General features: G+C 71.3%; 20 protein-coding genes and 4 pseudogenes. 16 read left to right on the forward strand and 8 right to left on the reverse strand.

The features are described 5' to 3' along the window. Window positions 1-4: 4 nt before the first annotated feature. From AB0H56_RS24590 to AB0H56_RS24615, 6 genes and pseudogenes are all read left to right on the forward strand, one after another. Window positions 5-217, forward strand: a pseudogene (locus AB0H56_RS24590) (phosphopantetheine-binding protein); the annotation flags it as partial. 309 nt (window positions 218-526) lie between these two features. After that, window positions 527-1,030 (forward strand): annotated as a pseudogene (locus AB0H56_RS24595) (condensation domain-containing protein); the annotation flags it as partial. 450 nt (window positions 1,031-1,480) lie between these two features. Next, window positions 1,481-2,173, forward strand: a pseudogene (locus AB0H56_RS24600) (condensation domain-containing protein); the annotation flags it as partial. A gap of 306 nt (window positions 2,174-2,479) precedes the next feature. Next, a pseudogene (locus AB0H56_RS24605) lies at window positions 2,480-4,408 on the forward strand (non-ribosomal peptide synthetase); the annotation flags it as partial. Between the two features lie 43 nt (window positions 4,409-4,451). Then, window positions 4,452-5,315 carry an oxidoreductase gene (locus tag AB0H56_RS24610; protein ID WP_357167467.1) on the forward strand — a complete coding sequence of 288 codons (864 nt, stop codon included), beginning with the start codon at window positions 4,452-4,454 and terminating at the stop codon, window positions 5,313-5,315. Window positions 5,316-5,404: 89 nt separating this feature from the next. Continuing rightward, window positions 5,405-5,875, forward strand: coding sequence for a carboxymuconolactone decarboxylase family protein (locus AB0H56_RS24615; RefSeq protein WP_357167469.1), 471 nt, complete (start codon window positions 5,405-5,407; stop codon window positions 5,873-5,875). 4 nt (window positions 5,876-5,879) lie between these two features. Here AB0H56_RS24615 and AB0H56_RS24620 read toward each other — a convergent pair whose 3' ends face one another. After that, entirely contained in the window at window positions 5,880-6,695 is an 816-nt protein-coding gene (locus tag AB0H56_RS24620; RefSeq protein ID WP_357167471.1) for an NmrA family NAD(P)-binding protein, read from the reverse strand. Between the two features lie 315 nt (window positions 6,696-7,010). Between AB0H56_RS24620 and AB0H56_RS24625 the strand changes: the two genes are divergently transcribed. The 4 genes from AB0H56_RS24625 (at window position 7,011) to hrpB (ending at window position 12,023) form a co-directional block, all read left to right on the forward strand. After that, window positions 7,011-8,108 carry a 3-deoxy-7-phosphoheptulonate synthase gene (locus tag AB0H56_RS24625; protein WP_357167473.1) on the forward strand — a complete coding sequence of 366 codons (1,098 nt, stop codon included), beginning with the start codon at window positions 7,011-7,013 and terminating at the stop codon, window positions 8,106-8,108. Window positions 8,109-8,152: 44 nt separating this feature from the next. Next, on the forward strand, window positions 8,153-8,377 hold the full coding sequence (locus AB0H56_RS24630; protein ID WP_357167475.1) for a CopG family transcriptional regulator: 225 nt from the start codon (window positions 8,153-8,155) through the stop codon (window positions 8,375-8,377). Between the two features lie 5 nt (window positions 8,378-8,382). Then, entirely contained in the window at window positions 8,383-8,790 is a 408-nt protein-coding gene (locus AB0H56_RS24635) for a PIN domain-containing protein (RefSeq protein WP_357167477.1), read from the forward strand. 284 nt (window positions 8,791-9,074) lie between these two features. Continuing rightward, window positions 9,075-12,023 (forward strand): ATP-dependent helicase HrpB, encoded by a 2,949-nt coding sequence (gene hrpB / locus AB0H56_RS24640; protein ID WP_357167479.1) that lies wholly within the window; start codon window positions 9,075-9,077, stop codon window positions 12,021-12,023. Window positions 12,024-12,028: 5 nt separating this feature from the next. Here hrpB and AB0H56_RS24645 read toward each other — a convergent pair whose 3' ends face one another. From AB0H56_RS24645 to AB0H56_RS24655, 3 genes are all read right to left on the reverse strand, one after another. Beyond that, the gene (locus AB0H56_RS24645) at window positions 12,029-12,571 is read right to left on the reverse strand and encodes a class I SAM-dependent methyltransferase (RefSeq protein WP_357167481.1); all 543 of its coding nucleotides are present in this window, start codon (window positions 12,569-12,571) and stop codon (window positions 12,029-12,031) included. 172 nt (window positions 12,572-12,743) lie between these two features. Continuing rightward, on the reverse strand, window positions 12,744-12,878 hold the full coding sequence (locus AB0H56_RS24650; RefSeq protein ID WP_357167483.1) for a hypothetical protein: 135 nt from the start codon (window positions 12,876-12,878) through the stop codon (window positions 12,744-12,746). A gap of 211 nt (window positions 12,879-13,089) precedes the next feature. Continuing rightward, window positions 13,090-13,668, reverse strand: a complete 579-nt coding sequence (locus AB0H56_RS24655) for a GNAT family N-acetyltransferase (RefSeq protein ID WP_357167485.1) — start codon at window positions 13,666-13,668, stop codon at window positions 13,090-13,092. Between the two features lie 67 nt (window positions 13,669-13,735). Between AB0H56_RS24655 and sigJ the strand changes: the two genes are divergently transcribed. Further along, entirely contained in the window at window positions 13,736-14,629 is an 894-nt protein-coding gene (gene sigJ / locus AB0H56_RS24660; RefSeq protein ID WP_357167516.1) for an RNA polymerase sigma factor SigJ, read from the forward strand. Window positions 14,630-14,678: 49 nt separating this feature from the next. On the opposite strand, the gene AB0H56_RS24665 is transcribed toward sigJ, so the two are convergent. Next, window positions 14,679-14,894, reverse strand: coding sequence for a hypothetical protein (locus tag AB0H56_RS24665; RefSeq protein ID WP_357167487.1), 216 nt, complete (start codon window positions 14,892-14,894; stop codon window positions 14,679-14,681). A gap of 174 nt (window positions 14,895-15,068) precedes the next feature. Between AB0H56_RS24665 and AB0H56_RS24670 the strand changes: the two genes are divergently transcribed. Further along, a complete protein-coding gene (locus AB0H56_RS24670; protein WP_357167489.1) occupies window positions 15,069-16,247 on the forward strand; it encodes a pyridoxal phosphate-dependent aminotransferase in 1,179 nt (392 codons plus the stop codon). A 73-nt stretch (window positions 16,248-16,320) separates the two neighbouring features. On the opposite strand, the gene AB0H56_RS24675 is transcribed toward AB0H56_RS24670, so the two are convergent. Both AB0H56_RS24675 and AB0H56_RS24680 read right to left on the reverse strand, forming a co-directional pair. Further along, complete coding sequence (locus tag AB0H56_RS24675) at window positions 16,321-17,010, reverse strand: trimeric intracellular cation channel family protein (RefSeq protein WP_357167490.1); 690 nt, start codon at window positions 17,008-17,010, stop codon at window positions 16,321-16,323. Window positions 17,011-17,214: 204 nt separating this feature from the next. Then, a complete protein-coding gene (locus AB0H56_RS24680) occupies window positions 17,215-17,859 on the reverse strand; it encodes a LysE family translocator (protein WP_357167492.1) in 645 nt (214 codons plus the stop codon). A 271-nt stretch (window positions 17,860-18,130) separates the two neighbouring features. Between AB0H56_RS24680 and AB0H56_RS24685 the strand changes: the two genes are divergently transcribed. From AB0H56_RS24685 to AB0H56_RS24695, 3 genes are all read left to right on the forward strand, one after another. After that, the gene (locus AB0H56_RS24685) at window positions 18,131-19,798 is read left to right on the forward strand and encodes a DNA repair helicase XPB (protein ID WP_357167494.1); all 1,668 of its coding nucleotides are present in this window, start codon (window positions 18,131-18,133) and stop codon (window positions 19,796-19,798) included. 95 nt (window positions 19,799-19,893) lie between these two features. After that, complete coding sequence (locus AB0H56_RS24690) at window positions 19,894-20,559, forward strand: DUF3239 domain-containing protein (protein ID WP_357167496.1); 666 nt, start codon at window positions 19,894-19,896, stop codon at window positions 20,557-20,559. Window positions 20,560-20,839: 280 nt separating this feature from the next. Then, complete coding sequence (locus tag AB0H56_RS24695; RefSeq protein WP_357167498.1) at window positions 20,840-22,231, forward strand: M1 family metallopeptidase; 1,392 nt, start codon at window positions 20,840-20,842, stop codon at window positions 22,229-22,231. Window positions 22,232-22,258: 27 nt separating this feature from the next. Here AB0H56_RS24695 and AB0H56_RS24700 read toward each other — a convergent pair whose 3' ends face one another. Then, window positions 22,259-23,116 carry a hypothetical protein gene (locus AB0H56_RS24700; protein WP_357167500.1) on the reverse strand — a complete coding sequence of 286 codons (858 nt, stop codon included), beginning with the start codon at window positions 23,114-23,116 and terminating at the stop codon, window positions 22,259-22,261. A 109-nt stretch (window positions 23,117-23,225) separates the two neighbouring features. Here AB0H56_RS24700 and AB0H56_RS24705 point away from each other — a divergent pair, with 109 nt between their 5' ends. Then, window positions 23,226-23,735, forward strand: coding sequence for a hypothetical protein (locus tag AB0H56_RS24705; protein WP_357167502.1), 510 nt, complete (start codon window positions 23,226-23,228; stop codon window positions 23,733-23,735). Window positions 23,736-23,858 lie beyond the last annotated feature (123 nt).

Consider the following 23,858-nt stretch of genomic DNA (forward strand, 5'->3'; position numbering starts at 1 on the left):
GCAGATGGAGCAAGCACCCGCAGGCGGCGCCGGGATCGACCGCGCGGAGATCCGCGCCGCGATCGCCCGTCAGCTCGATCTCGATCTCGCCGACCTCACCGACGCCACCGACCTGATCCAGCTCGGCCTCGACTCGATCCGCACCATGAAGCTGGCAGGCGGCTGGCGCAAGCGCGGCATCGCGGTCAACTTCGCCCTCCTGGCAGCCCACCCGACCGTCGACGCGTGGCACGCCCTGCTCAACGGCGCCGACCCCGAAGCTCTCACAGCCCCGGACGGCAACGCAGCCGTCGATGCCGTTCCTGACGCGGGCGGTGCCGCCCCAGCGCCCGGTGTGGCCGAAGGCGCCGCTGCGGAGATCAGTGACGCCACTGCCGCGGGTGCGTTCGGGGCTGAGCGCGGTGTCGTCGTTGCGTCGAATGCGTTCGGGGCCGAGCGCGGTGACGCCGTCGCGTCGGATGTCTCCGGGGCTGAGCTCGGAGGTTCCGCTGACGGTGGATTCGAGATCGTTCCCGATGACGGGACGCCCTTCGCGCTGGCGCCGATGCAGCACGCGTACTGGATCGGGCGGTCCGACGGGCAGGAACTCGGTGGCGTCGCGGCGCACCTGTATGTCGAATTCGACGGCGCCGGTGTGGAACCCGAGCGGCTCGAGCGGGCAGTGGAACAGCTGCTGGTCCGTCATCCCATGCTGCGCACCCGGTTCCTGCCCGACGGCACCCAGCAGACCCTCGACCGGCCCGGTCGCGCGGTGTTCAGCGTCGCCGACCTGCGGGCGGACGCGCCGGAGGTCGCCGAGCGGCGGCTCGCGGAGCTGCGGGACGCGCGCACCCATCAGAAAATGGCCGTGCAGGACGGTCAGGTGATCGATATCGCGCTCACCCGCCTCGCCGATGGCCGCACCCGTCTGCACCTCGACGTCGACATGCTCGCCGCCGACGCCATGAGCTACCGCATCCTCATCACCGATCTGGCCCGCCTGTACCACGGCGAACAGCTGCCACCGCAGGACTACACCTTCCGCCAGTACCTGGCCGAACACGGCCCCGGCGCAACCGACCATCTCACGCGCGGTGCGGAATTCGAGCCGCGTGTCGACGCGGTCGGCGGAGACACGCCTGCGCCCGCCGCGCCTGCGCCCGCCGCGCCTGGGACCGCCGCGTCTGGGACCGCCGCGCTTGCGCCCGCCGCGCCTGCGCCTGCCGCGTCTGCGCCCGCCGCGTCTGCGACTGCCGCGCCTGCGCCTGCCGCGCCTGCGCCCGCCGCGTCTGGGACCGGCGCGTCTGCGCCCGCCGAGCCTGCGACTGCCACGCCTGGGACCGGTGCGTCTGTGACCGCCGCGCCTGGGACCAGTGCGCCCGTGACAGGTGCGCCGGGGATCGGTGTGGCCGTGGACGTGCTCGGGGCCGATGCGGCCGGGGGTGGCGTGGCCGGGACCGGTGTGGCTCGGGGCGGTGCCGCGTTGGCCGACGAACGCGCCCGCGACCGCGCCTGGTGGCAGGCACGCCTCCCCGAGCTGCCGGGCGCGCCGGAACTTCCGCAGGCCCAGCACATCTCGGATCCGAGCCGTACCGTCCGCCTGCATCGCTGGCTCTCCCCGCAGGCCAAGGCGCAGGTCTTCGACGCCGCGCACGCCCGGGGCATCACCCCGGCGATGGCGCTGGCCTCGGTGTTCGCCGAGACCATCGGTGGCTGGTCGGCGCAGCGCCGGTTCCTGCTGAATCTGCCGCTGTTCCATCGCGAACCGGTGCATCCGCAGGTCGACGGCGTCGTCGGCGACTTCACCTCCTCGGTGCTGCTCGAGGTCGACGTCACCGAGCCCGCCACCGTCGCCGACCGGGCCCGCGCCCTGCAGCAGCGGCTGCACGAGGCGGGCGCCCACTCCGCCTACTCCGGCCTGGAGGTCCTGCGCGACCTGGGCCGTCACCGAGGTGAGCCGGTGCTGGCCCCCATCGTCTACACCAGCGCCCTGAACCTGGGTGAACTGTTCGCCGACACCGTCACCGACACCTTCGGCGACCCGGTCTGGATCATCTCCCAGGGCCCCCAGGTCCTCCTGGACGCCCAGATCACCGAGGTACGCGGCGGCCTCCTGCTCAACTGGGACATCCGCGCATCCGCCTTCCCGGCGGGCATGGTCGAGGTCATGTTCGCCCGCTACATCGAGGCGATCGAGCGCCTTGGCGGGCAGACCGCCGAGCTGTCCGGCACTCACGACGGGTTCGGAACGACCGTCGGCGCTGCGCCGCACGACAGCGATCCGATCGATGGCGAGCTGGGCGCGACGACGGGGCGGCTCGCGGCGGGTCGCGGCGACACCGCTGATGGCAGTTCGGCGGCGCCGGGTACCGGTCTCGTCGGCGCGGCGGGTCAGCACAGTGGTCCGCAGGTGGCGGAAGTGCGCGCAGACGCCGAGTCGGCACCGGACCACCCCGGGGCGGACCGCCGCGAGCAGAGCGGTCGCTCCAGGCGCGCGCCGTCCGGTGGCGCCGGGTGGCAGGCCGAAGCCGGTGTGCGTATCCCGGTGGAGCAGGCGGCTACTCGCGCCAGGGTCAATGCCACGGACGGGCCGGTGAGCGGAGGTCTGCTGCACACGGGCTTCTTCGCGAACGCGGCGACGAATCCGTCCGCGCCCGCGGTGATCTGGGAGCCGGCCGGGCGACTGACCTATGGCGAGCTGGCCGCCGACGCGCTCGCGGTCGCGGGCGCCCTGCGCGAAGCCGGTGTGGCGCCGGGTGATTCGGTGGCGGTGCAGCTGCCGAAGGGCCCGGACCAGGTGCTGGCTGTGCTCGGTGTGCTCGCCGCGGGCGCGGTGTACGTGCCGATCGGCTTCGACCAGCCCGCCGCCCGCCGCGCGGAGATCCTGCGCACCGCCGACGCGGTCGCGGTCCTCACCGTCGGCGGCGCCGAGATCCCCGACGCGCGCGCGATCGACCTCGCCGAGGCGCGCGAACACGCGGAACCGTTGGCGCGCCCCGTCTTCGGCGATCCGGAGAACATCGCCTACGTGCTGTTCACCTCCGGTTCCACCGGCAAGCCCAAGGGCGTCGAGGTGCCGCACCGGGCCGCGATGAACACCATCGACGACCTGAACGAGCGGTTCGCCCTCGGCCCCGCCGACCGCGCCCTCGCCCTGTCGGCCCTCGAGTTCGACCTGTCGGTCTACGACATCTTCGGCCTGCTCGCCGCGGGCGGCGCCGTGGTCGCGGTCGACGACACCCAGCGCGCCGATCCCGCCCGCTGGGTGGAACTGATCCGCCGCCACGAGGTCTCGCTGCTGAACTGCGTGCCCAGCCTGCTCGACATGCTGCTCACCGCCGCGGCGGGGGAGCCGCTGCCCGCGCTGCGCACGGTGATCCTCGGCGGCGACTGGGTCGACATCGCCCTGCCCGCCCGCCTGGCCGCGGTGGCCCCCGAGTGCCGCTTCGCCGGCCTCGGCGGCGCCACCGAGACCGCGATCCACTCCACCATCTGCGAGGTCGTCGGCGCCGAGGTGCCCGCCGAGTGGAGCGCGGTGCCCTACGGCACCCCGCTGCGCAATGTGCGCTGCCGCGTCGTCGGGCCCGCGGGCAACGACTGCCCCGACTGGGTCACCGGCGAACTGTGGATCGGCGGCGACGGCGTGGCCACCGGCTACCGCAAGGACCCCGAACGCACCGCCGACCGGTTCGTCACCCACGAGGGTCTGCGCTGGTACCGCACCGGCGACCTGGCCCGATACCTGCCCGACGGCACCCTGGAATTCCTCGGCCGCGCCGATCACCAGGTGAAGATCCGCGGCTACCGGGTGGAACTCGGCGAGGTGGAGAGCGCCCTGCGCGCCGTGCCCGGCATCCGGCACGCGGTGGCCGCCGTGGTCGGCTCGGCCGCGCCCAAACTGGTCGCCGCCGTCGTCCCCACCCCGGACGCCGCCCTCGACGTCGACCAGGTGCTCGCCGCCGCCGCGGAACTCGTCCCGGCGTACATGGTGCCGACCCGGCTGGAACTCCTCCCCGAACTCCCGCTCACCTCGAACGCCAAGCCGGACCGCAAGGCCGTGCGTGCGATCCTCGAAAAGGGCGAGACCGCAGCGGAATTCGTCGCGCCGCGGACCGACCTGGAACGCGCGCTCGCCGCGGTGATCGGCGAGGTACTCGCGACCGAGCGGATCGGCGTCACCGACGACTTCTTCGCTCTCGGTGGCGATTCCGTGCTCGCCACCACCGCCGTCGCCCGCATCCGCGAATGGCTGGACGCCCCCGACACCGTCGTGGCCGACCTGTTCACCGCGCGCACCGTCGCGGGCCTGGCCGCGCGAATGCTGGAGCGGGAGAACGAGTCAGGCGCCGCGGGCAGGCTCGCGGCGGTCGCGACGCTGTACCTCGAGGTGGCCGCGATGAGCGACGAGGAGGTCCTCGCGCAGTCGTGAGCTCCGATTCGCGCTGTGCGCAGGTCGCACTAGACTTTCCCCAGTGAGTAAGTGGACTGCCGCGAACCTGCCCGACCAGACCGGCCGCACGATCGTCGTCACCGGAGCCAACAGTGGGCTGGGCGCGGCGACCGCACGGGCGCTGTCCCGCGTCGGCGCGAAGGTGATCCTGGCCTGCCGCGACACCGGCAAGGCGCGGCAGGTGGCGGCGGGCCTGCCCGGTCCGACCGAGGTCCGCGAACTCGACCTGGCGAACCTGAACTCGGTGCGCGCGTTCACCGACGCGATCGATCGCGTCGACGTGCTGATCAACAACGCGGGCGTGATGGCGCTGCCGCTGCGCCGCACCGGCGACGGCTTCGAAATGCAGTTCGGCACAAACCATCTCGGCCACTTCGCCCTCACCAACCTGCTGCTGGACCGGATCACCGACCGGGTGGTGACGGTGTCGAGCGTGGCGCACCGCCTCGGCCGGATCGACCTCGACGACCCGAACTGGGAGCGCCGCCGCTACGACCGCTGGCTCGCCTACGGTCAGTCCAAGCTGGCCAACCTGATGTTCGCCTACGAGTTGCAGCGCAGGCTGGCCGGTGAGGGTTCGGCGGTGGTGTCGGTGGCCGCGCACCCCGGCTACGCCGCCACCGAGCTGATGTCGCACACCGAATCGGTGCGCGACCTGGTGATGGCGCTGGGCAATCGCCTGTTCGCCCAGGACGCCGATCAGGGCGCACTGCCCACCCTGTTCGCCGCCACCGCCGACATCGTGCCCGGCGCGTTCTACGGTCCCGACGGCTTCCTCGGACTGCACGGCCACCCCGCGCGGTGCGGCAGCAGCGACGCGTCGAAGGACCGCGCGCTCGCCTCCGAGCTGTGGGAACTCTCGGAGAAGCTCTGCGGCCTGATCTGAGTGTCGGTGACCGGCATCACATTCGGTGATGTCACACCGCCACGGGCTCCGTCGTCGTCTCGGTGAATCCCACGACGAAGGAGCTCATCATGGAAGCGCGTTTCAACCTCTACGGCAACCCGGTCGCCGCCAGCTTCGTGAAGCGGATGACGATGGCGAGCAAGGTGGTCGACGACTCCCCGCTGGACAAGGCCACCTACGAGCTGGTGAAGATCCGGGCCTCGCAGATCAACGGCTGCAGCTACTGCGTCGACATGCACACCAAGGACGCCGCCCACGCGGGCGAGTCGGCGGTCCGGATCAACCTGGTCGCGGCCTGGCGCGAGGCCAATGTCTTCACCGAGGCGGAGCGGGCCGCCCTCGCCCTCACCGAGGAGGCGACCCGCGTCGCCGACGGCGGACACGTCGGCGACGACACCTGGCAGCAGGTGCGCAAGCACTACGACGACGACCAGATCGCCGGGCTGATCGCCGCCATCGCGATGATCAACGCCTGGAACCGGCTCAACGCCGTCGCCCACACCCCGGCAGGCGACTACGTTCCCGGCCAGTGGGGCTGAGTCCTCAGGTCAGGGCGAATCGGTGCCCGTGCTCGGCCGCCCACTGCGCGAACGTGCGCGCCGGGCGGCCGAGCACCTGTTCGACGGTCGGGTCCACCGTGTAGGACTCCGGGCTCGACTCGGCGTACCAGCCGATCACGTACTCGGCGTCGGCCTGCGAGACCCCGGTCGCCCGCAGCCGGTCGACGGCCTGCTGATGGGTGATCCTGGCGAACTCGATCGGCCTGCCCGCCGCCTCGGCCAGCATCGCGATCCGCTCGTGCGGGGTGATCGCCGCGGGCCCGGTCAGGTTGTAGGCCTGGCCGTGATGGCCGTCCTCGAGCAGGGCGACGGCCGCGACCGCGCCGATGTCGGCCTCGTGCACCAGCGCGCTCGGATGGTCGTAGGGCTCGCGGACGACGCCGTCGGCCAGGATCGGTGCGAGCCAGGTGAGGGTGTTGGACATGAACTCCTGCGGCTCCAGCCGCGTCCATTCCACCCCGGACTCGGCGATCGCCTGTTCGACCGGGCCGACCCCGCCACCCCAGACCACGGTGATGCGCCGGACGCCCGCGTCCACCGCCCGGCCGATCAGTTCGGGGCCGACCTCGGCGAGCCCGGCGGTCACCGTCACGTGCAGCCGGTCGACGCCGTGCCATGCCTCGCCGATCGTCGCGGGCTCGGTATGGGTGCCGGTGACCAGTTCCACGTCGGCGCCGAGCAGCGTGCGCGCCGCGGCGGCATCCCGGGTGAGTGCCCTGACCTTCTCGCCGCGGGCGTGGAGTTCGCGAACCACGTGGCGGCCGGTGTTGCCGGTCGCGCCCGTAACCAGTGTTGTCACAGTCGATTTCCTTTCGTCGACTGCCGACGCTAGGACCCGAAGTTATGTTGAGGTCAAGGCTTCGCGCGGTGGTCGGTGCGCCGGGTCGCGGTGTGATGCCCGGCACTTCGGGCAACCGAGGCCATCCTTACCGCGTTGCACCGGTGGTACAGTCCACGGCATGCAGCGCGCATATTTCTGGTTTAGCGAGCCGGCCCTGGGTGGGCCGGTCTGCGACCCTGCGCGCTGACCTCCTCACCCCGAGCCGGACACTGACCGGCTCGACGGGTTCGCGAAAAGTCCGTGGGTCGGCCTCGAAGAATAGGAAACCCACACATGACCACCGCAGCCGATGTCGACTCGCGGCATTCCGATCTCGATGACCAGCGCACCCTCAGCGTGAGCCCCCTGCGCTCGCCCGCCGAGGTACGCACCGTCCACCCCATCACCGACGAGCTCGCCGACACCGTCCGCGCGGGCCGCAAGGCCACCGTCGACGTGCTCAACGGCGACGACGACCGCCTCATGGTGATCGTCGGCCCGTGCTCGGTGCACGACCCGGCTGCCGCCCTGGACTACGCCCGCAAACTGGCCGCCAAGGCCGAGGAGTTGAGCGACCGGCTGCACGTGGTGATGCGGGTGTACTTCGAGAAGCCGCGTACCACGCTGGGCTGGAAGGGTCTGATCAACGATCCGCACCTGGACGGGTCGTTCGACGTCAACACCGGTCTCGGCATCGGCCGCAAGGTTCTCGTCGACATCACCGCGCTCGGCCTGCCCGTGGCGTGCGAGTTCCTCGACCCGATCACCCCGCAGTACATCGCCGACCTGGTCTCCTACGGCGCGATCGGTGCCCGCACGGCCGCCAGCCAGGTGCACCGCCAGCTCTCCAGCGCGCTGTCCATGCCGGTCGGCATCAAGAACGGCACCGACGGTGACGTGCAGGTCGCCGTCGACGGCGTGCGCGCCGCGGCCGCCAGCCACGTCTTCCCCGGCACCGACCTCGACGGGCGTTCGGCGCTGATCCGCACCACCGGTAACCCGGACTGCCACGTCATCCTGCGCGGCGGCAGCAACGGCACCAACTACGACGCGGCCTCGGTGGCCGAGGCCAAGCTGCGGCTGGAGAAGTCCTCGCTGGCCCAGCGCGTGGTCGTCGACGCCAGCCACGGCAACAGCAACAAGGACCACAACCGCCAGGTCGACGTCGTCACCGATATCGCCGAGCGGCTCGCCGCCGGTGAGCAGGGCGTGGTCGGCGTGATGCTGGAGTCCTTCCTCGTGGCGGGCCGCCAGGACCTGACCCTCGGCAAGGCCGACGAGCTCACCTACGGCCAGTCCATCACCGACGCGTGCATCGACTGGAACGTCACCGCCACCCAGCTCGACCGCCTCGCCGCCGCGATCGAAGCCCGCCGCGGCGCCGCGGCGTAGCTCGCACTGGCCGGAGCTTCCCGCCGAGGGTATGCTGGCATACCATGAAGCGTACGACCATCAAATTGCCGGACGACCTCGACAGTCGTGTTCGGCACGAGGCCGCGCGACGTGACATGACAGTGTCGGAATGGACGCGGGAAGCTGTGGCCGCGCACCTGCCGGGCGATGGAGTCCGCCGGTTCGGTGCGGCGGGCGCTGGGCGAAGTGGGCGGTCCGATATCTCGGAGCGCATCGAGGAGATCCTGCGCGGGGAGTGGGACCGATAGCCCGATTGCTGGTCGACGCGGGGCCGCTCTATGCCTACGTCGACGCCGACGACGCACATCACCGGACCTGCCTGGATCTGTTGCAAAGCCACCGCGGCCCGCTTGTCGTTCCGACTCTGGTCGTCACCGAGGCGGCCTGTCTGATCGGGACCCGGCTCGGCGCCGAAGCCGAGGTGCGCTTCCTCGGTGATTTCGCCGAGGGACTGTTCGAGGTGGAGCCGGTCCGTCCGGCGGATTGGCTGCGCATCGCGGAACTTGTTGCGCGCTACCGTGACTGGCCACTCGGTACGGCGGACGCCTCGGTGGTGGCCACGGCGGAACGATTGGGAATCACTCAGATCGCGACCGTGGACCGTCGGCACTTCGGCGCCGTTCGGCCCAAGCACGTGGAGGCCTTCACCTTGCTGCCGTGACGGGTACCCGATCGATTCGGTCGGGTACTCGTCACGGTCAGTCCACGGTGTAGGTCCAGGTGCCTGGGCAGTCGCCGCCCCGGTTCTGTTCGGCGTTGAAGCGTCAGGTGCCGTTGGGTGGGAGCTGATGTTCCAGGCGCCGTCGTTGGGCGAGTCTTCTGCCGGTCTCGGGGAGCACGAAGCGTGTGTGCGCCGGGATGTCTGGTGCGGAGCGGGGAATCTCGCGGCGAGGTTGCCCGGGTTGTCGCGCACCGGGTTGCGGCGGGGCGGCAGACTGGGAGGCGATGAAGCTGCCTGAACTGCCTGATCTGCCGGTGCGGCCCGCGCTCGGTGAGATCGTCGAGACGCTGGCCGGACGTGGTGTGGCGGTGCTGGTGGCGCCGCCGGGGACCGGCAAGACCACGCTGGTTCCGCTGGCCTTGGCCGCCGCGACGGCGGGGCGGATCGTGGTGGCCGAGCCGCGGCGGTTGGCGGCGCGGGCGGCGGCCGCGCGGATGGCCGCGCTGCTGGGGGAGAAGGTGGGGGAGACCGTCGGCTACGCCGTTCGCGGTGACCGCAAGGTCGGGCCGCGCACGCGCGTGGAAGTGGTCACCTCGGGCCTGCTCGTCCGGCGCCTGCAGAGCGACCCGGAGCTGCCCGGCGTCGACACCGTCGTCCTCGACGAATGCCACGAACGCCACCTCGACGCCGACCTGCTCTTGGCACTGCTGCTCGACGCCAGGTCCGGACTGCGCCCCGATCTGCGGATACTCGCCACCTCGGCGACGGTGGCGGCGGATCGGCTCGCGCAGTTGCTCGGCGCGGACGATGGTGAGCCCGCGTCGGCGGGTGGCTCCTCGGCGTCGGGTCGCGGTGGGGCGGCGGCGGATCGGCTCGCGCAATCGCTCGGCGCGGACGATGGTGAGCCCGCGTCGGCGGGTGGCGGCTCGGCGTCGGGTCGCGGTGAGGAGGCAGCGGATCGGTTCGCGCAGTTGCTCGGCGCGGACGATGGTGAGCCCGCGTCGGCGGGTGGCTCCTCGGCGTCGGGTCGTGGTGAGGAGGCGGCGGGCTCGCCGTCGGTGTCGCCGGAGCCGACGGCGCACAGTGGGGCGGGAGGGTTCGTGGACGAGGTGCGTTCGTCGTCTCCGGGGCGGTCGGAGAGTGCGGTGATTCGGGTGGGCGCGCCGGGGTTCGCGCCGGTGCTCGAGGTGCGGGGGCGGGCCTATCCGGTGGATGTCCGGTATCTGCCCGCCCTTCCGCGCGAACGGGTGGAAGCGCAGGTCGCGCGGGCTGTCCGGGCGGCGTTGGCGGAGGTCGACGGTGACGTTCTGGTCTTCCTGCCCGGCGTCGGCGAGATCAACCGGACCGCCGGGTTGCTGCGCGACCTCCATGTCGATGTCGTGCCGCTGCACGGGCGGCTCGGCGGCGCCGCTCAGGACACCGCGCTGCGGCCCGGCACGCGGCGGCGCGTCGTCTTGTCCACGGCCGTCGCGGAATCCAGCCTCACGGTGCCCGGCGTGCGCGCGGTCGTCGACTCCGGTCTGGCGCGGGTGCCGCGCATCGATCATCGGCGCGGGCTGTCCGGCCTTGCGACGGTGCGGGTTTCGGCGGCGGTGGCCGAACAGCGCGCGGGCCGCGCGGGCCGTGAGGGTCCGGGCTGGGCCTGGCGCTGCTGGCCCGAGTACGAGCACAACACCCTGCCCGCCTACCCCGAACCGGAGATCCGTACCGCCGAACTGACCCGTCTCGCACTGGAATTGGCCTGCTGGGGCACGCCCGACGGGTCCGCCCTGGCCTGGTGGGACGCTCCACCGGAAGGTGGCCTCGCCGCGGGTCGTGCCGTCCTCCGAGCCTTAGGCGCCCTCGACCCCGGCGACCGCATCACGCCACGCGGCCGCGCCATGTCGGCTCTCGGCCTGCACCCCCGCCTCGCCCGCGCACTCCTCGACGGCGCCCCGCACCTCGGCCCCCGCGCCGCCGCCGAGATGGTCGTCCTCATGGACGACGACTCCCTGTCCGCCTCCACCGACGCCGCCACCGCCCTGCGCACCCTGCGCAACGAACGCCCACCACGCTGGTCCCGCGAGGTACAGCGCCTGACGAAACAACTCGCCACGCGGACTCCCGGTGCGGATGGCGCTCCGGTCGCTCGGAGCGTGCCTGCCGGCGAGGCGCTCAGCAGTGGGCGTGGTGCCGCGGCTACGCATGGTGACCAGGCCGTGGCCCCGGTGGATAGTGGGGAACTCGCTACCGCTCGCACAGGGGGAGATGTCCCGGTGGGGGAGGTGGCGGCGTTGATGATCGCGCTGGCTTTCCCGGAGCGGTTGGCGCGGCGACGAGCGCACGGCGGCTCGTATCTGATGGCGGGTGGGACAGCAGTGTCCTTGCCGCCCGGTTCGGGGGTCGGTGACGCGGAGTGGTTGGCGGTGGCTGTCGCGGATCGGGATCCGGGGCGGGCCGAGGGGCGGATTCGATTGGCGGCCATCGCCGATGCGGAGCTCGCGCGGGCGGCGGCGCCCGGATTGGTGACGCGCGCCGAGGAGGTGCGGTGGGAGTCGGGGGACGTCGTGGCGCGGCGGGTCGAACGGCTCGGAGCGATCGTGCTCGCGGAAAACCCACTGCGCGAACCGGATTCACACCTGGTCGCGCAGGCCGTTCGGGACGGGCTCAACGCGGAAGGGCTCGACCTCCTCCGCTGGGACGACGATGCCCGTGGCCTGCGGCAACGCCTCGACTTCCTGCGTCGCACCCTCGGCGAACCCTGGCCCGCCGTCGACGACGACGCCCTGCTCACCGACCTCGACGCCTGGCTCGGCCCCGACCTCGCCACCGCCCGCCGCCGCGCCGACCTCACCCGGATCGACGCGGGCACCGCCCTGCGCCGGCTGCTCCCGTGGCCGGCGGCGGCCAGGCTCGACGAGCTCGCCCCCGAACGGCTGGAAGTCCCCTCCGGCAGCCGCGTCCGCGTGGACTACACCGCCGACCCGCCGGTCCTGGCCGTGAAGGTCCAGGAGATCTTCGGCTGGACCACCCCGCCCACCCTCGCCGACGGCCGGTCCCCGATCCTGCTCCACCTGCTCTCCCCGGCCCAGCGCCCCGTCGCCGTCACCGCCGACCTCCCGTCCTTCTGGCGCAACGGTTGGCCCCAGGTCCGCGCCGACCTCCGCGGCCGCTATCCCAAACACGCCTGGCCCGAAGATCCCACCACCCTCACCGCCCACCGCGGCACAGCCCGAAACGCCAAGAACCGCTGAACCGCTCAGTCGAGCGGAACGAGGTTCACGGCGAGCAGATCACCGGCCGTCCTGACCCGGCAGCCGAAACCCGCTGTGGCAGCGCGGCGTTCCAGCACGGCGGTGTCCGGTTTGGGGCTGTTCGCGGGACCATCCGGACTGCCGTACCCGTAGCAGAGCCAGAATCGCCCACCGGGCGAAAGGCATTCGCGCACCAACGCCCAGGCCCGCACCGCCGGACCGGTCCAGAACAGGTTGACGTTCACCGCGAACACCAGATCGAACCGCGCCCCGTCCTCCAGCCCAGCGAGCACCTCGGCAGCCGACACCTCCCCGACCGTCCCCTCGACCAATCGCACCCGCCCCGCCCCGATCTCCCCGGCACACCGCTCAGCGGCCCGTGCGAGCGCACTCGCCGACCGCTCGACCCCCACGATCCGCCCACCCCGCAGCCGCCTCGCGATCCGCACCAACGAAACCCCCGCACCCGGCCCGAACTCCAACACCCGATCCGCCGCCCCCACCTCCATCACCTCGGCGAACCACTCGAACCGCACGTCATCAGGCATCTGCGCTCCTCGGAGGATTACCAGCCGGTGGGCTTCCGCCAGTGATTCGCCACCGGGTCGGCGAGTTGCGACGAATAGAAGTGTTGCGCGGAGAGCCTTGCCCACCAGTGTCTGCCGACTCCGTCCTGCGCGGTACCGCGCAGTGCGCCCGCGAGCTGACGCGGCCCGGGATTCACCGTGCCGACCGGCACCTGCTGTTGGAGATCACGATCGCGCCATCCACGTGCCCGCGGAACACATCGGTGAGCAGATGTGTCGCGACGTTGACGTCCGAGCCCTTCTCTTCGCGCATGCGCACGGTCGCCATCAGGACATCGGTGCCGGCGCCGTTGGGTGCGGTACGGATCGGCAGATCCGGCGACCACTGCCCCCAACAAGTGCGAACCGAATGAGCTCCCGGACCAGGCGAAGATCGACCGGGCAAAAAAAGACCCAGCCCCGCGTGGGGACTGGGTTGGTAGCTACATGCTAGTGCCGCCCACCGCATCGGTCAACCTGCTGGTCAGACCGGTCGGCTGTCAGGGTGCGAGGACCGAATCCGGCCAGTCTTCGGCGTATCCCGGTGGGTCGGTGGCGAGGCGGGCGGCGTGCCATTCGTCGACTCGGGTGCCGCGTTGGATGCCGCCCTGGCGGGCCAGGCCCTCGTAGTGGAAGCCGGTGCGGCGGACGGCGGCGGCGGAGGGGTGGTTGCCGACCATGGCGCGCCAGGTGAGCCGGGCCAGGCCGAGGCCGTCGGGGGCGAAGGCGAAGTCGCAGGCCAGGGTGATGGCGCGGGTCATCAGGCCGCGGCCGCGCTGGGCGGGGGTGAGCCAGAAGCCGATCTCGTGGACGCCGGGGCCGCGGTCGTGCAGGCCGAGCATGCCTTCGACCGGGCCGTCGAGCGCGGTGCGGATGGCCCAGACGGGGATGCCCGCTGCCCAGCCAGGGGCGACGACCAGGTCGAGGAACTGCTCGGCATCGGCGCGGCCGTAGGGCGACGGGATGGTCGTCCAGCGCACGATCTCGGGGTCCTGGCAGCACTCCACGATGCGGTCGATGTCGGCGGCGCCGGGGCGGGTGAGCCAGACCGTGCCGTCGGTGAGCGTGTGCTCGTACATCCTGACATCGTGCCAGGTCCCCGCCCGGTTTCTCATCCGGTTTTCGCCGACCGTAGGATCAGCGATGATGGTTTCCCCGCTCCTCACCGACCTGTTCGAATCACATCGAACGCATTTGCTTTCGGTCGCCTACCGGCTCACCGGAAGCGTCGGCGACGCCGAGGACGCGGTGCAGGAGAGCTGGCTGCGGCTGGCGGGCGTGCACCAATCCGAGATCGACGACCTGCGCGCCTGGCTGACGACGGTGGTCAGCCGGATCTGCCTGGATCACCTGCGCAGCGCGGCCGTACGCCGGGAAACCTATGTGGGGCAGTGGCTTCCGGAACCGATCGTCACCGTGTCCGCGCGCACGCCCGATCCGCTCGACGTGGTGGTCCGCAATCAGGACAGCCGGCTGGCGGCGATGGTGGTGCTCGACGCGCTCACCCCGCAGCAGCGGGTGGCGCTGGTCCTGCACGACAGCCTCGACGTGCCGTTCGACGAGATCGCCGCGATCATCGGCGTATCACCCGATGCCGCACGGCAATTGGCGGTGCGGGCGCGCAAGGCCGCGGCCAGGGCGCCGGAGCCGGTCGCCGACGAGGTGCACGACGCGGCGGTGCGGCGCTTCCTGGCGGCGCTGGCCACCGGTGACGTCGCCGCGGTGGCGGCCACCCTGCACCCGGACGCGACCTTCACCGCCGACGCGGGCGGCACCACCAAGACGGCGCTCAATGTGGTCGAGGGAGCGGACAGGATCGCCCGCCTGGCGCTGGGACTGTGGCGCAAGCATCTGCTGGAGGCGGGGCTGGAACTGGCGCCCGCCGCGGTGAACGGGCAGTCGGGCCTGGTGCTCACCGATCCGAACTCGCCGTTCGGCAGGCCCGTGCGCGTGATCGGGTTCGCGGTGCGCGAGGGGAAAGTCTGGGCTGCTTACGATTTCGCGAATGCCGCGAAGCTGTCGGGGGCGCGTTCGCGCTGAACCCGTGTGTCGGACCGGACCCGCGCGATCCGGTCCGAGCTGCACGGGTCTACGGGTAGGTGGACCCCCACTGGTGATTGCCGGTGGACGAGCCGAGGTTGTGGTCGCCCGTCGAGGAACCCATGTTGTTGTCCGGGGTCGCCGAGCCGGTGAAGAAGTCGGCGATCGGGCTGCCGAGCAACTGGTCGTGGATGAACCGCAGAGCCGAACCGGCAACCTCCGACGCAGCCGGTCCGACGATGAAGTCGAGCAGAGGTGAGGCCATAGAGAGCCCCTTTCGATATGCCACCACGCTGTGGTGTGTGAGGTAGAACACGGCAAAGCTAGCTCAGCTCGAGTGACTGCACAATAGTGCAGGTCAAACCGGAAAAACGTTTGTGAAACATGTGTGTTCGCTATCATGCGGCAACGTGGGAGAAAAGTGGGATACGCTGCGGGGATGTCGTCTGCGCCGCCCACTGTGTCCCGTCTGCGCCCGTTCGGATCGACGATCTTCGCCGAGATGACCGAGCTGGCCGTCCGCCACGACGCGGTCAATCTCGGGCAGGGCTTCCCGGACACCGACGGCCCGGCGGGCATGCTCGAGGTCGCGCGCACCGCCATCGCCGACGGCCTCAACCAGTACCCGCCCGGGCGCGGCATGCCGGTGCTGCGCCAGGCGATCGCCGACGACCGCGCCCGCCGCTACGGCACCGCCTACGACCCGGCCACCGAGGTGCTGGTGACCGTCGGCGCCACCGAAGCCATCAGCGCGGCGGCGCTCGGGCTGGTCGAGCCGGGGCAGGAGGTGGTGCTGATCGAGCCGTACTACGACTCCTACGCCGCCTCGGTCGCGCTGGCCGGCGCCCAGCGGCGGACCGCGCGCCTGGTCGCCGACGGTGATCGCTTCGTCCTCGACCTGGACAGCCTGCGCGCCGCGATCACCCCGAAAACCCGCATGCTGGTGATCAATTCACCGCACAATCCGACCGGCTCCGTCCTCGACCGCGCCGACCTCACCGCCATCGCCGAGCTGGCCCGCGAACGCGACCTGCTTGTGCTGGCCGACGAGGTGTACGAGCACCTGGTCTACGACGGCGCCGAACACCTCAGCATCTCCACCCTGCCCGGCATGCGCGAGCGGACCGTCGTGGTCTCCAGCGCGGCGAAGACGTTCAACGTCACCGGGTGGAAGATCGGCTGGGTGTGCGCGCCCGCGCCGCTGCTCGACGGGGTGCTCGCGGCCAAGCAGTTCCTCACCTTCGTCGGCGGTGGACCGTTCCAGCCCGCCGTCGCGCACGCGATCAACGCCGAGCTGGACTGGGTGCACGCGCTGCGCGACAGCCTGTCCGACAAGCGCCTTCGCCTGTCGGCGGCCTTGCGCGACACCGGGTTCGGTGTCGCGCGCAGTTCCGGTGGTTACTTCGTCTGCGCCGACATCCGCCCGCTCGGCGCCACGGACGGGATGACGTTCTGCCGCGAACTGCCCGGCAGGCTCGGGGTGGCCGCGGTGCCGGTCAGCGTGTTCGCCGACCTCGCCGACGACTGGAAGCACCTGGTGCGCTTCACCTTCAGCAAGCGTGACGAGACCATCGACGAGGGTGTGCGACGGTTGCGGGCCGGAATCGCGCTCCACTGATTCCGTTGCGGCAGTGTTCGATTCCATGGTCGTGCCGCGCCGACGAGCGGAAGGGCCGGGCTTCGCGACGTCGTCAGTCGCGGGCGTGCCGGGCGGTCGGCGCGTGCCACTGGTAGTGGCGGGCCAACAGCCGGAAGCCGATCGCGCCGACAGCGGCGAGCAGGCCGGTCCATGTCCGGTACAGGTCGAAGTGCAGCAGGGTGGCGGTGGCGGCCGCGCCGAACAGGGCGGGGATCGCGTAGAGGTCCTGGTCGGGGCGCAGGACGAACGGCACTTCCCCGCTGAGCACATCGCGGAGGACGCCGCCGCCGATGGCGGTCGTCATGCCGAGCAGCGCCGCGGTGGGCGCACCGACCCCGGCCGAGTACGCGATCACCGTGCCGGTGACGCAGAACAGCCCGAGCCCGATCGCGTCCGCGATCTCCAGCGGCCCCTTGGTGAGCCGCCGCGACGGCGCGATGAAGTACAGGACCAGCGCCGTGAGCAGGGAGGCGGACAGGTAGGTCAAGTCGGTGAACGCGCCGGGCGGGGTGCGCCCGATGAGCAGATCGCGCACGATGCCGCCGCCGAGCGCGGTCGCGGCGGCCAGGATCGCCATGCCGAACAGATCGAGCCGCTTGCGCACGGCGACCAGCGCTCCCGATGCCGCGAAGGAGATGACGCCCATCAGCTCGCCGCCACGATGTACAGCGGTCAGCGCGGAATCGAGCTCCGTTGCCAACGGCCCGGCCGCGACCACCGCCACCAGCACTGCACCACTCACCGCTCACTCCTTCGCTTGAACCCCCGCGAGCAGCGTGGCATGGGGGCCGACCGCGTCCGCATCCGCCTCACCTGGTCGGCGGGGGAGTGCGTTCGACCCGGCGCGCCGCAATCGTCCGGCGGCAGGCGCGGTTCGCGGGCGCAGGCGATGGACAGCCGTCGGACCGTGCCCAGCTGCCCCGGTCGCGGTGGTCCGGGTGGCCGCTCAGGCGGGAGCCGGGCGCGTCCGGTCGGTGGCGAGCAGGATCGCGATGGTGCCGAGCGCGGTGCCCATGAGATAGCGCTGGGTGCGCAACCACAGCGGCCGCGCGGTGAGGAACGACGCCAGCCCGGCGGCTCCGAGCACGATCAGCGCGTTCACGGCGAGCGCAACGGCGATCTGGACCGCACCCAGCGACAGGCTCTGCAACCACAGCGCGCCGCGCCCCGGGTCGACGAACTGCGGGATCAGCGCCATGTACATGATCGCGATCTTGGGATTGAGCAGGTTTGTGACGAACCCCATGGTGAAAAGCCGTCGCGCCGGATCGACCGGCAGCTCGACGGGCGCGAACACCGACGTCCCGCCCGGGCGGACGGCCTGCCAGGCCAGCCACAGCAGATAGCCCGCGCCGGCGAGCTTGAGGCCCAGGTACAGGCCGGGCACCACGGCGAACACGGCGGTGATGCCCACGGCGGCGGCCAGCAGATACACGCCGAATCCGGCGGCGACCCCGGCCAGTGAGATGAGTCCGGCCCTGCGGCCCTGCGCGACCGTCCGGGAGACCAAGTACATCATGTTCGGTCCAGGGGTGAGCACCATGCCCAACGCCGCGGCCGCCACCCCGAGAATCGCCGTCGTCTGTAGCACGCATCGAGTCTGACCTGGTCAGCGCGGCTTGTCGCGGTCCAGTACGCAACCGCTGGACTGCCCGGTCGAGCCCCGCCACCAGGACCTCTGTCGGTCCCCGTCCGTACAATCGAACAAGGCGACCGACCACCGGCGCCACCACGAAGATCAACACTCCAGGCCGAACGCACCCCGCACAGGGCGAGTCTTACGAGCCCGTTCGGGGCCGCCCCTCGCTGAATCGAGGGGTCACGAGGCCCCGAACCCGCGGCCCCGGCCGCCAAGGAGCACTGTGACCGACGGTCCGCTGATCGTGCAGAGCGACAAGACCCTCCTGCTCGAGGTCGACCACGAGCTGGCGGGCAACGCGCGGCAGGCCATCGCGCCGTTCGCGGAGCTGGAGCGCGCGCCAGAGCACGTGCACACCTACCGGATCACGCCGCTGGCGCTGTGGAACGCGCGCGCCGCCGGCCACGACGCCGAGCAGGTCGTCGACGCGCTGGTGAGTTTCTCGCGGTACGCGGTGCCGCAGCCGCTGCTGGTCGACATCGTCGACACGATGGGCCGCTACGGCAGGCTGCAGCTGGTCAAGCATCCGGCGCACGGCCTGTGCCTGGTGAGCCTGGACCGCGCGGTGCTCGAGGAGGTGCTGCGGCACAAGAAGATCGCGCCCATGCTCGGCGCCCGCATCGACGACGACACGGTGATCGTGCATCCGTCCGAGCGCGGCCACATCAAACAGATGCTGCTCAAGATCGGCTGGCCCGCCGAGGACCTGGCAGGCTACGTCGACGGCGAGGCGCACGACATCGGCCTCGACTACACCGAGGGCAAATGGCACCTGCGCGACTACCAGGAGATGGCCGCCGACTCGTTCTGGGCCGGTGGCTCCGGCGTGGTGGTGCTGCCGTGTGGCGCGGGCAAGACGATGGTCGGTGCCGCCGCCATGGCCAAGGCGAAGGCGACCACGTTGATCCTGGTCACCAATACCGTCGCGGGCAGGCAGTGGCGGCGCGAGCTGCTGGCGCGCACCACGCTCACCGAGGACGAGATCGGCGAGTACTCGGGTGAGCGCAAGGAGATCCGGCCCGTCACGATCGCCACGTACCAGGTGATCACCCGCAAGACCAAGGGCGAGTACAAGCATCTGGAGCTGTTCGACAGCCGCGACTGGGGCCTGGTGATCTACGACGAGGTGCACCTGCTGCCAGCGCCCGTCTTCCGGATGACCGCCGATCTGCAGTCGCGCCGCCGCCTCGGCCTGACCGCCACGCTGGTGCGCGAGGACGGCCGCGAGGGCGACGTCTTCTCCCTGATCGGCCCCAAGCGCTACGACGCGCCGTGGAAGGACATCGAGGCGCAGGGCTGGATCGCCCCCGCCGACTGCGTCGAGGTGCGGGTGACGCTCACCGACGCCGAGCGGATGGCCTACGCGACGGCCGAGCCGGAGGAGCGCTACAAGCTGTGCTCCACCGCGCGCACCAAGATCCCGGTGGTCGAGTCGATCCTGGCCAGGCACAAGGACGCGCCGACCCTGGTGATCGGCGCCTATCTCGATCAGCTCGACGAACTCGGCGTCGACCTGAACGCACCGGTCATCACCGGCGCCACGAAGAACAAGGAGCGCGAGGCACTCTTCGACGCGTTCCGCTCAGGCGAGATCCCGGTGCTGGTGGTGAGCAAGGTGGCCAACTTCTCCATCGATCTGCCGGAAGCCTCGGTGGCGGTGCAGGTGTCGGGCACGTTCGGCTCGCGGCAGGAGGAGGCGCAGCGCCTCGGTCGGTTGCTGCGGCCGAAACAGGATGGGGGACAGGCGCATTTCTATTCGGTGGTCGCCCGCGACACCCTCGACGCCGAGTACGCCGCGCACCGGCAGCGCTTCCTCGCCGAACAGGGCTACGCCTACCGGATCACCGACGCCGACGATCTGCTCGGACCGCCGATCGGTGACGGCGCGTAGCCACTGTCGGCCGGTCAGAACGCGGTAGCGTGCGGTGACAGCCCTCGACAGATAAGCGGAGGCAATTCCTCCGCAACCTGTGCTAGGAAGGAAACGTGCGCCGCTTCGAATTCGTGGTCGACCGTGAGCACGCTCACGCGGTCAACGAGACGTTCACCGGACTCCGCAGACTGCGCCTCGTCGCGCTGCTGGCGGCCGGGCTCGCCATCGCGGCCACGGCCGCCCTGCTCTGGAGCGGGCAGGCGTGGGGCTACCTGCTCGCCGTGGTCTGCGCGCTGGCCGCGGCGATCGCGCTGTGGGTGGCGCTGTGGACACCGCACCGTTCCAGCATCGAAAAGCTGTACCAGGACGGCGCTTTGGTGCCCGCGGTGGTCACCGATGTCGACCCGGGCGGCATCGTGCTGCTCGCCCTCGTCGACATCGCCGAACCAGCGGCGCCGACCCGCGGCTGGGCACTGGTGACCCGCAAGGTGCGCGCCCTGCCCGGCCACGCGCCGGAGCCGGGGGAGCGGGTGCCCGCCGTCGCGGTCCGCACCGACCGTGCCCCGCGCCAGGTGGGCGAACGCTGGCAGCTGGTCACCGCCATGCCGATCGCGTGGGCCACCCGCGACAGCGCCGTGATCGAACGGGCCCGCGGCGCCATCACCGAGCTCGAATGGCGGCTGCTCGCGGAGAATCTGGAGCTGGCCGACCGCGTGCGGCGCACGGCGACCAAGCGGATGATGCTAGACCCGGAGCACCTACCGGGCGATCTGCGCTGACCGCACCGTGTGTCCGGCGTGACCCGCACCGGGTGTCCGGCGTGACCCGCACCGTGTGTCCGGCGTGACCCGCACCGTGTGTCCGGCGTGACCCGCACCGTGTGCTCGGCGCTGACTGCACCGCGCAATCGGCGCTGACCGAACCGCGTTATCGGCGCTGACCCACAGGCGTGCTCGGCGCCGACGGGCGAAGCGCCGGGCGGTATCCCGTGCGCGCTCGAGCTGATGCGACGATGGTCGGTGCCCACGCGAACCCGTTCCGGCGAAAGGTGTGTCGACGATGCGACTCTGTGCCGGAGCGTGCGCGGTGCTCACGGTGCTCGTGCTCGGTACCTGCCCGGCGGGCGCCGATGCCGGGCTCATCGGGGCACCCGGGCTCGGCGACCCCTACTTTCCCGGCGACGGTAACGGCGGCTACGACGTCACCCACTACGACGTGACGATCGACTACGACCCGCCCACCCACTTCCTGCGCGGCACGGCGAGCGTCGACGCACGGGCGACCCAGCCGCTGGCCCAGTTCAACCTCGACTACACCGGCCCCGAGGTGCTGATGGTGACGGTGAACGGCCAGCCCGCCGCCTTCGCCCACGACGGCACGCAGGAACTCGTCGTCACCCCGCTGCTCCCGCTGCCGCCCGGCCTGCCGCTGCGGATCGTCGTCGACTACGCGGGCCAGGCCGCCGACACCGACGGCGAGGGCTGGACCTACGCGCCCAGCGGCGGCGCCTTCGCCGTCGGCCAGCCGCACAGCGCCACCTCCTGGTACCCGCTCAACGACACCCCCTTGGACAAGGCGACTTTCACCCTGCGCGCCGCGGTGCCCGCCGACTGGGAGGTGATGTCGACCGGGGACCGCGCCGAACACGAGGTGCGCGACGGCCGGCTGTTCACCACCTGGGAGACCAGGCAGCCCGTCCTCGGCTACCTCACCACCGTCGCGGTCGACCACTTCACCTTCCTCGAGCAGCGTCGGCCGAACGGCACTCCGGTGCTGAGCGCGTTCGCGCCGGAATCGGAACCCAACCGCGACGACGAGCAGCGGCTGCCGGAGATCCTCGACTTCCTCGAAAACCTCTACGGTCCCTACCCGTTCGACGTCGCCGGTGGCATCTACGTCGACGCCGTGATCCCCTTCTCGCTGGAAACCCAGACCCGCCCCACCTATGCCCCGTGGGCCGAACTGAACACCGTGGTGCACGAACTGGCGCACCAGTGGTGGGGCGACACCATGTCGGTGCGGCAGTGGTCCGACATCTGCCTCAACGAATGCTTCGCCAGCTACACCGCCGACTACCTGTGGCCCGAACGCGTCGACGGCGCCGACGTGGACACCCGATACCGCGAGACCGTCGCGAATTACCGTGACGACCCGCAGTTCTGGGACACCGCGCTCGCCGATCCGGGCGCGGAGCGCATGTTCACCTCGGTCTACGACCGCGGACCGCTGTTCCTGCACGCCCTGCGCAAACTGCTCGGTGAGGACGTGTTCTTCACCGCCATCCGCGATTTCGTGAACGCCCACCGCGACGGCCACGCCTCGATGCCGGAATTCCGGGAGTTCGTGCAGAGCCGCACCTCGATGCCGCTCGGCGGCTTCCTGGCCGAATGGCTGGACGCGACGACGCGGCCGCGGGATGCCTTCCTCTACCCGGGAACACTCGGTCGCTGAGCAGGTCCACGTGGCTGTGCCGCGGTGTCAGGTCTCCTCCAGGCGGGCGCCCGCGCGTTCGACCCAGCGTCGCATCCGGTCGAACTGGCTACGCGCCGAAGTCAGTTCCCCGCGCGCGCGGTGTTCGGCGGTGCGGGCGAAATGGCGCTGCTGTTCGGCGTGCTCGAGTTCGGCGCGCAATTCCTCGATCCTGGACTCGATCTCGTCCAGCTCCGTCTTCGCCTGTGCCGCCGCGGTTTCGGCCTCGTCCTTCGCGGTACGGGCTTCGGCGAGCGCGGACTCGGCGTCGTCGAGTTCCTGCTTCGCCTCCGCCCTGCGCTGGGCCGCGGCGTCCTCCGGCGAGGTCTTGCCGCGGCGCGGGCTCGCCTTCTTGGGCGGGGTGGCCTTGCCGCCGGTGATCGCCACGAGCCCGGCCGGGCCGAACCCGTCATAGGTGACGGTGGTCGGCAGCACGCCCGCCCTGACCTGATCGGCGACCTCGGGATCGGCCAGCGCGGCGGTCAGCGTCTGGCCGACCTCGCGCAGCACCTGCTCGCTCGCCGGGCGCTCGTGCTCGGCCGCCAGCTCGCCCGCCCGCTTGGTCATCGCGTTGACCACCTGCTGGCGCTGGGCGCCGAGCGCGCGCAACTTGTCACCGGAGAGCTGGCGCTGCGCCGACCGCAGCGCGTCACCGAGGTCGAGCAGCGCCGAGATCTCCTGCGGCGCGTGCCGGGCCAGCAGGTTCACCGTCCACGCCGCGACCGTGGGTTTGCGCAGCGCGGTGATGGCCGCGGCCAGCTCGCGATCGCCGTCCGCGCGGGCCTGGGCGGCTCGCTCGGTGCGGGTCGCCACGAACTCGCCGGGGTCGAGGCCGTACAGCTCGTCCACGACATCGTCGATGGTCACCTTTGTGATGGTAGCCAGGGTTCGACGCGGGCGAGCGTGACCGGGACCGGCTTGGGTATCGTCACCGGCGGTCATATATGCCTGAACCGTTCGGTGAGTGAGGTTTTCAGTGTTTTTCCCAGGAAAGCGACTGCTGGCACGGCTCGTGCTCGCCCCCGTGGCGACGGTCGCACTGGTCGGGGCGGTCGTCGCCTGTTCGTCGGACAGCGATTCGGCGGGGGATTCGGTGAGCAAGGGCTCCTGCGTGGAGGTCACCGACAACGCGGCCGACGCCATGAAGGCGACCGTGGGTGACTGCGGCGCCGCCACCTCGAACTACCGGATCGCGCAGGTCGGCACGGCCCCGCTGAACTGCGCCGTCGAGGACGCGACCTTCAACGGCACCGTCGGCGACACCAAGACCGGCCTGTGCCTGTCCCCGAACTTCGCCGAGGGCAAGTGCTACGCCGACGCGGGCCAGCGCCCGGCCGAGGCCGTCGCCTGCACCGCGCCGGAGGCCACCTTCAAGGTGGTCAAGCGCATCGACGGCGCCACCGACGAACTGCAGTGCGGCACCGACGCCACCCAGTTCCGCTTCGCCGCCGATCCCAAGGCAACGTTCTGCATGGCCAAGCCGTAACACTGGAGCGCTGGCGCGCTCGAGTCGCGGCCCCTTGGCCCCGTCGATCAGGCACCGTTGCTTCGACTTCGTCGTGATGCCGTTCGCCGCGGTGATCGCGCAGAACGCGGACTGGCACATGCT

Origin of the sequence: Nocardia sp. NPDC050717 (genome assembly GCF_040654275.1) — a bacterium.
Lineage (GTDB): Bacteria > Actinomycetota > Actinomycetes > Mycobacteriales > Mycobacteriaceae > Nocardia.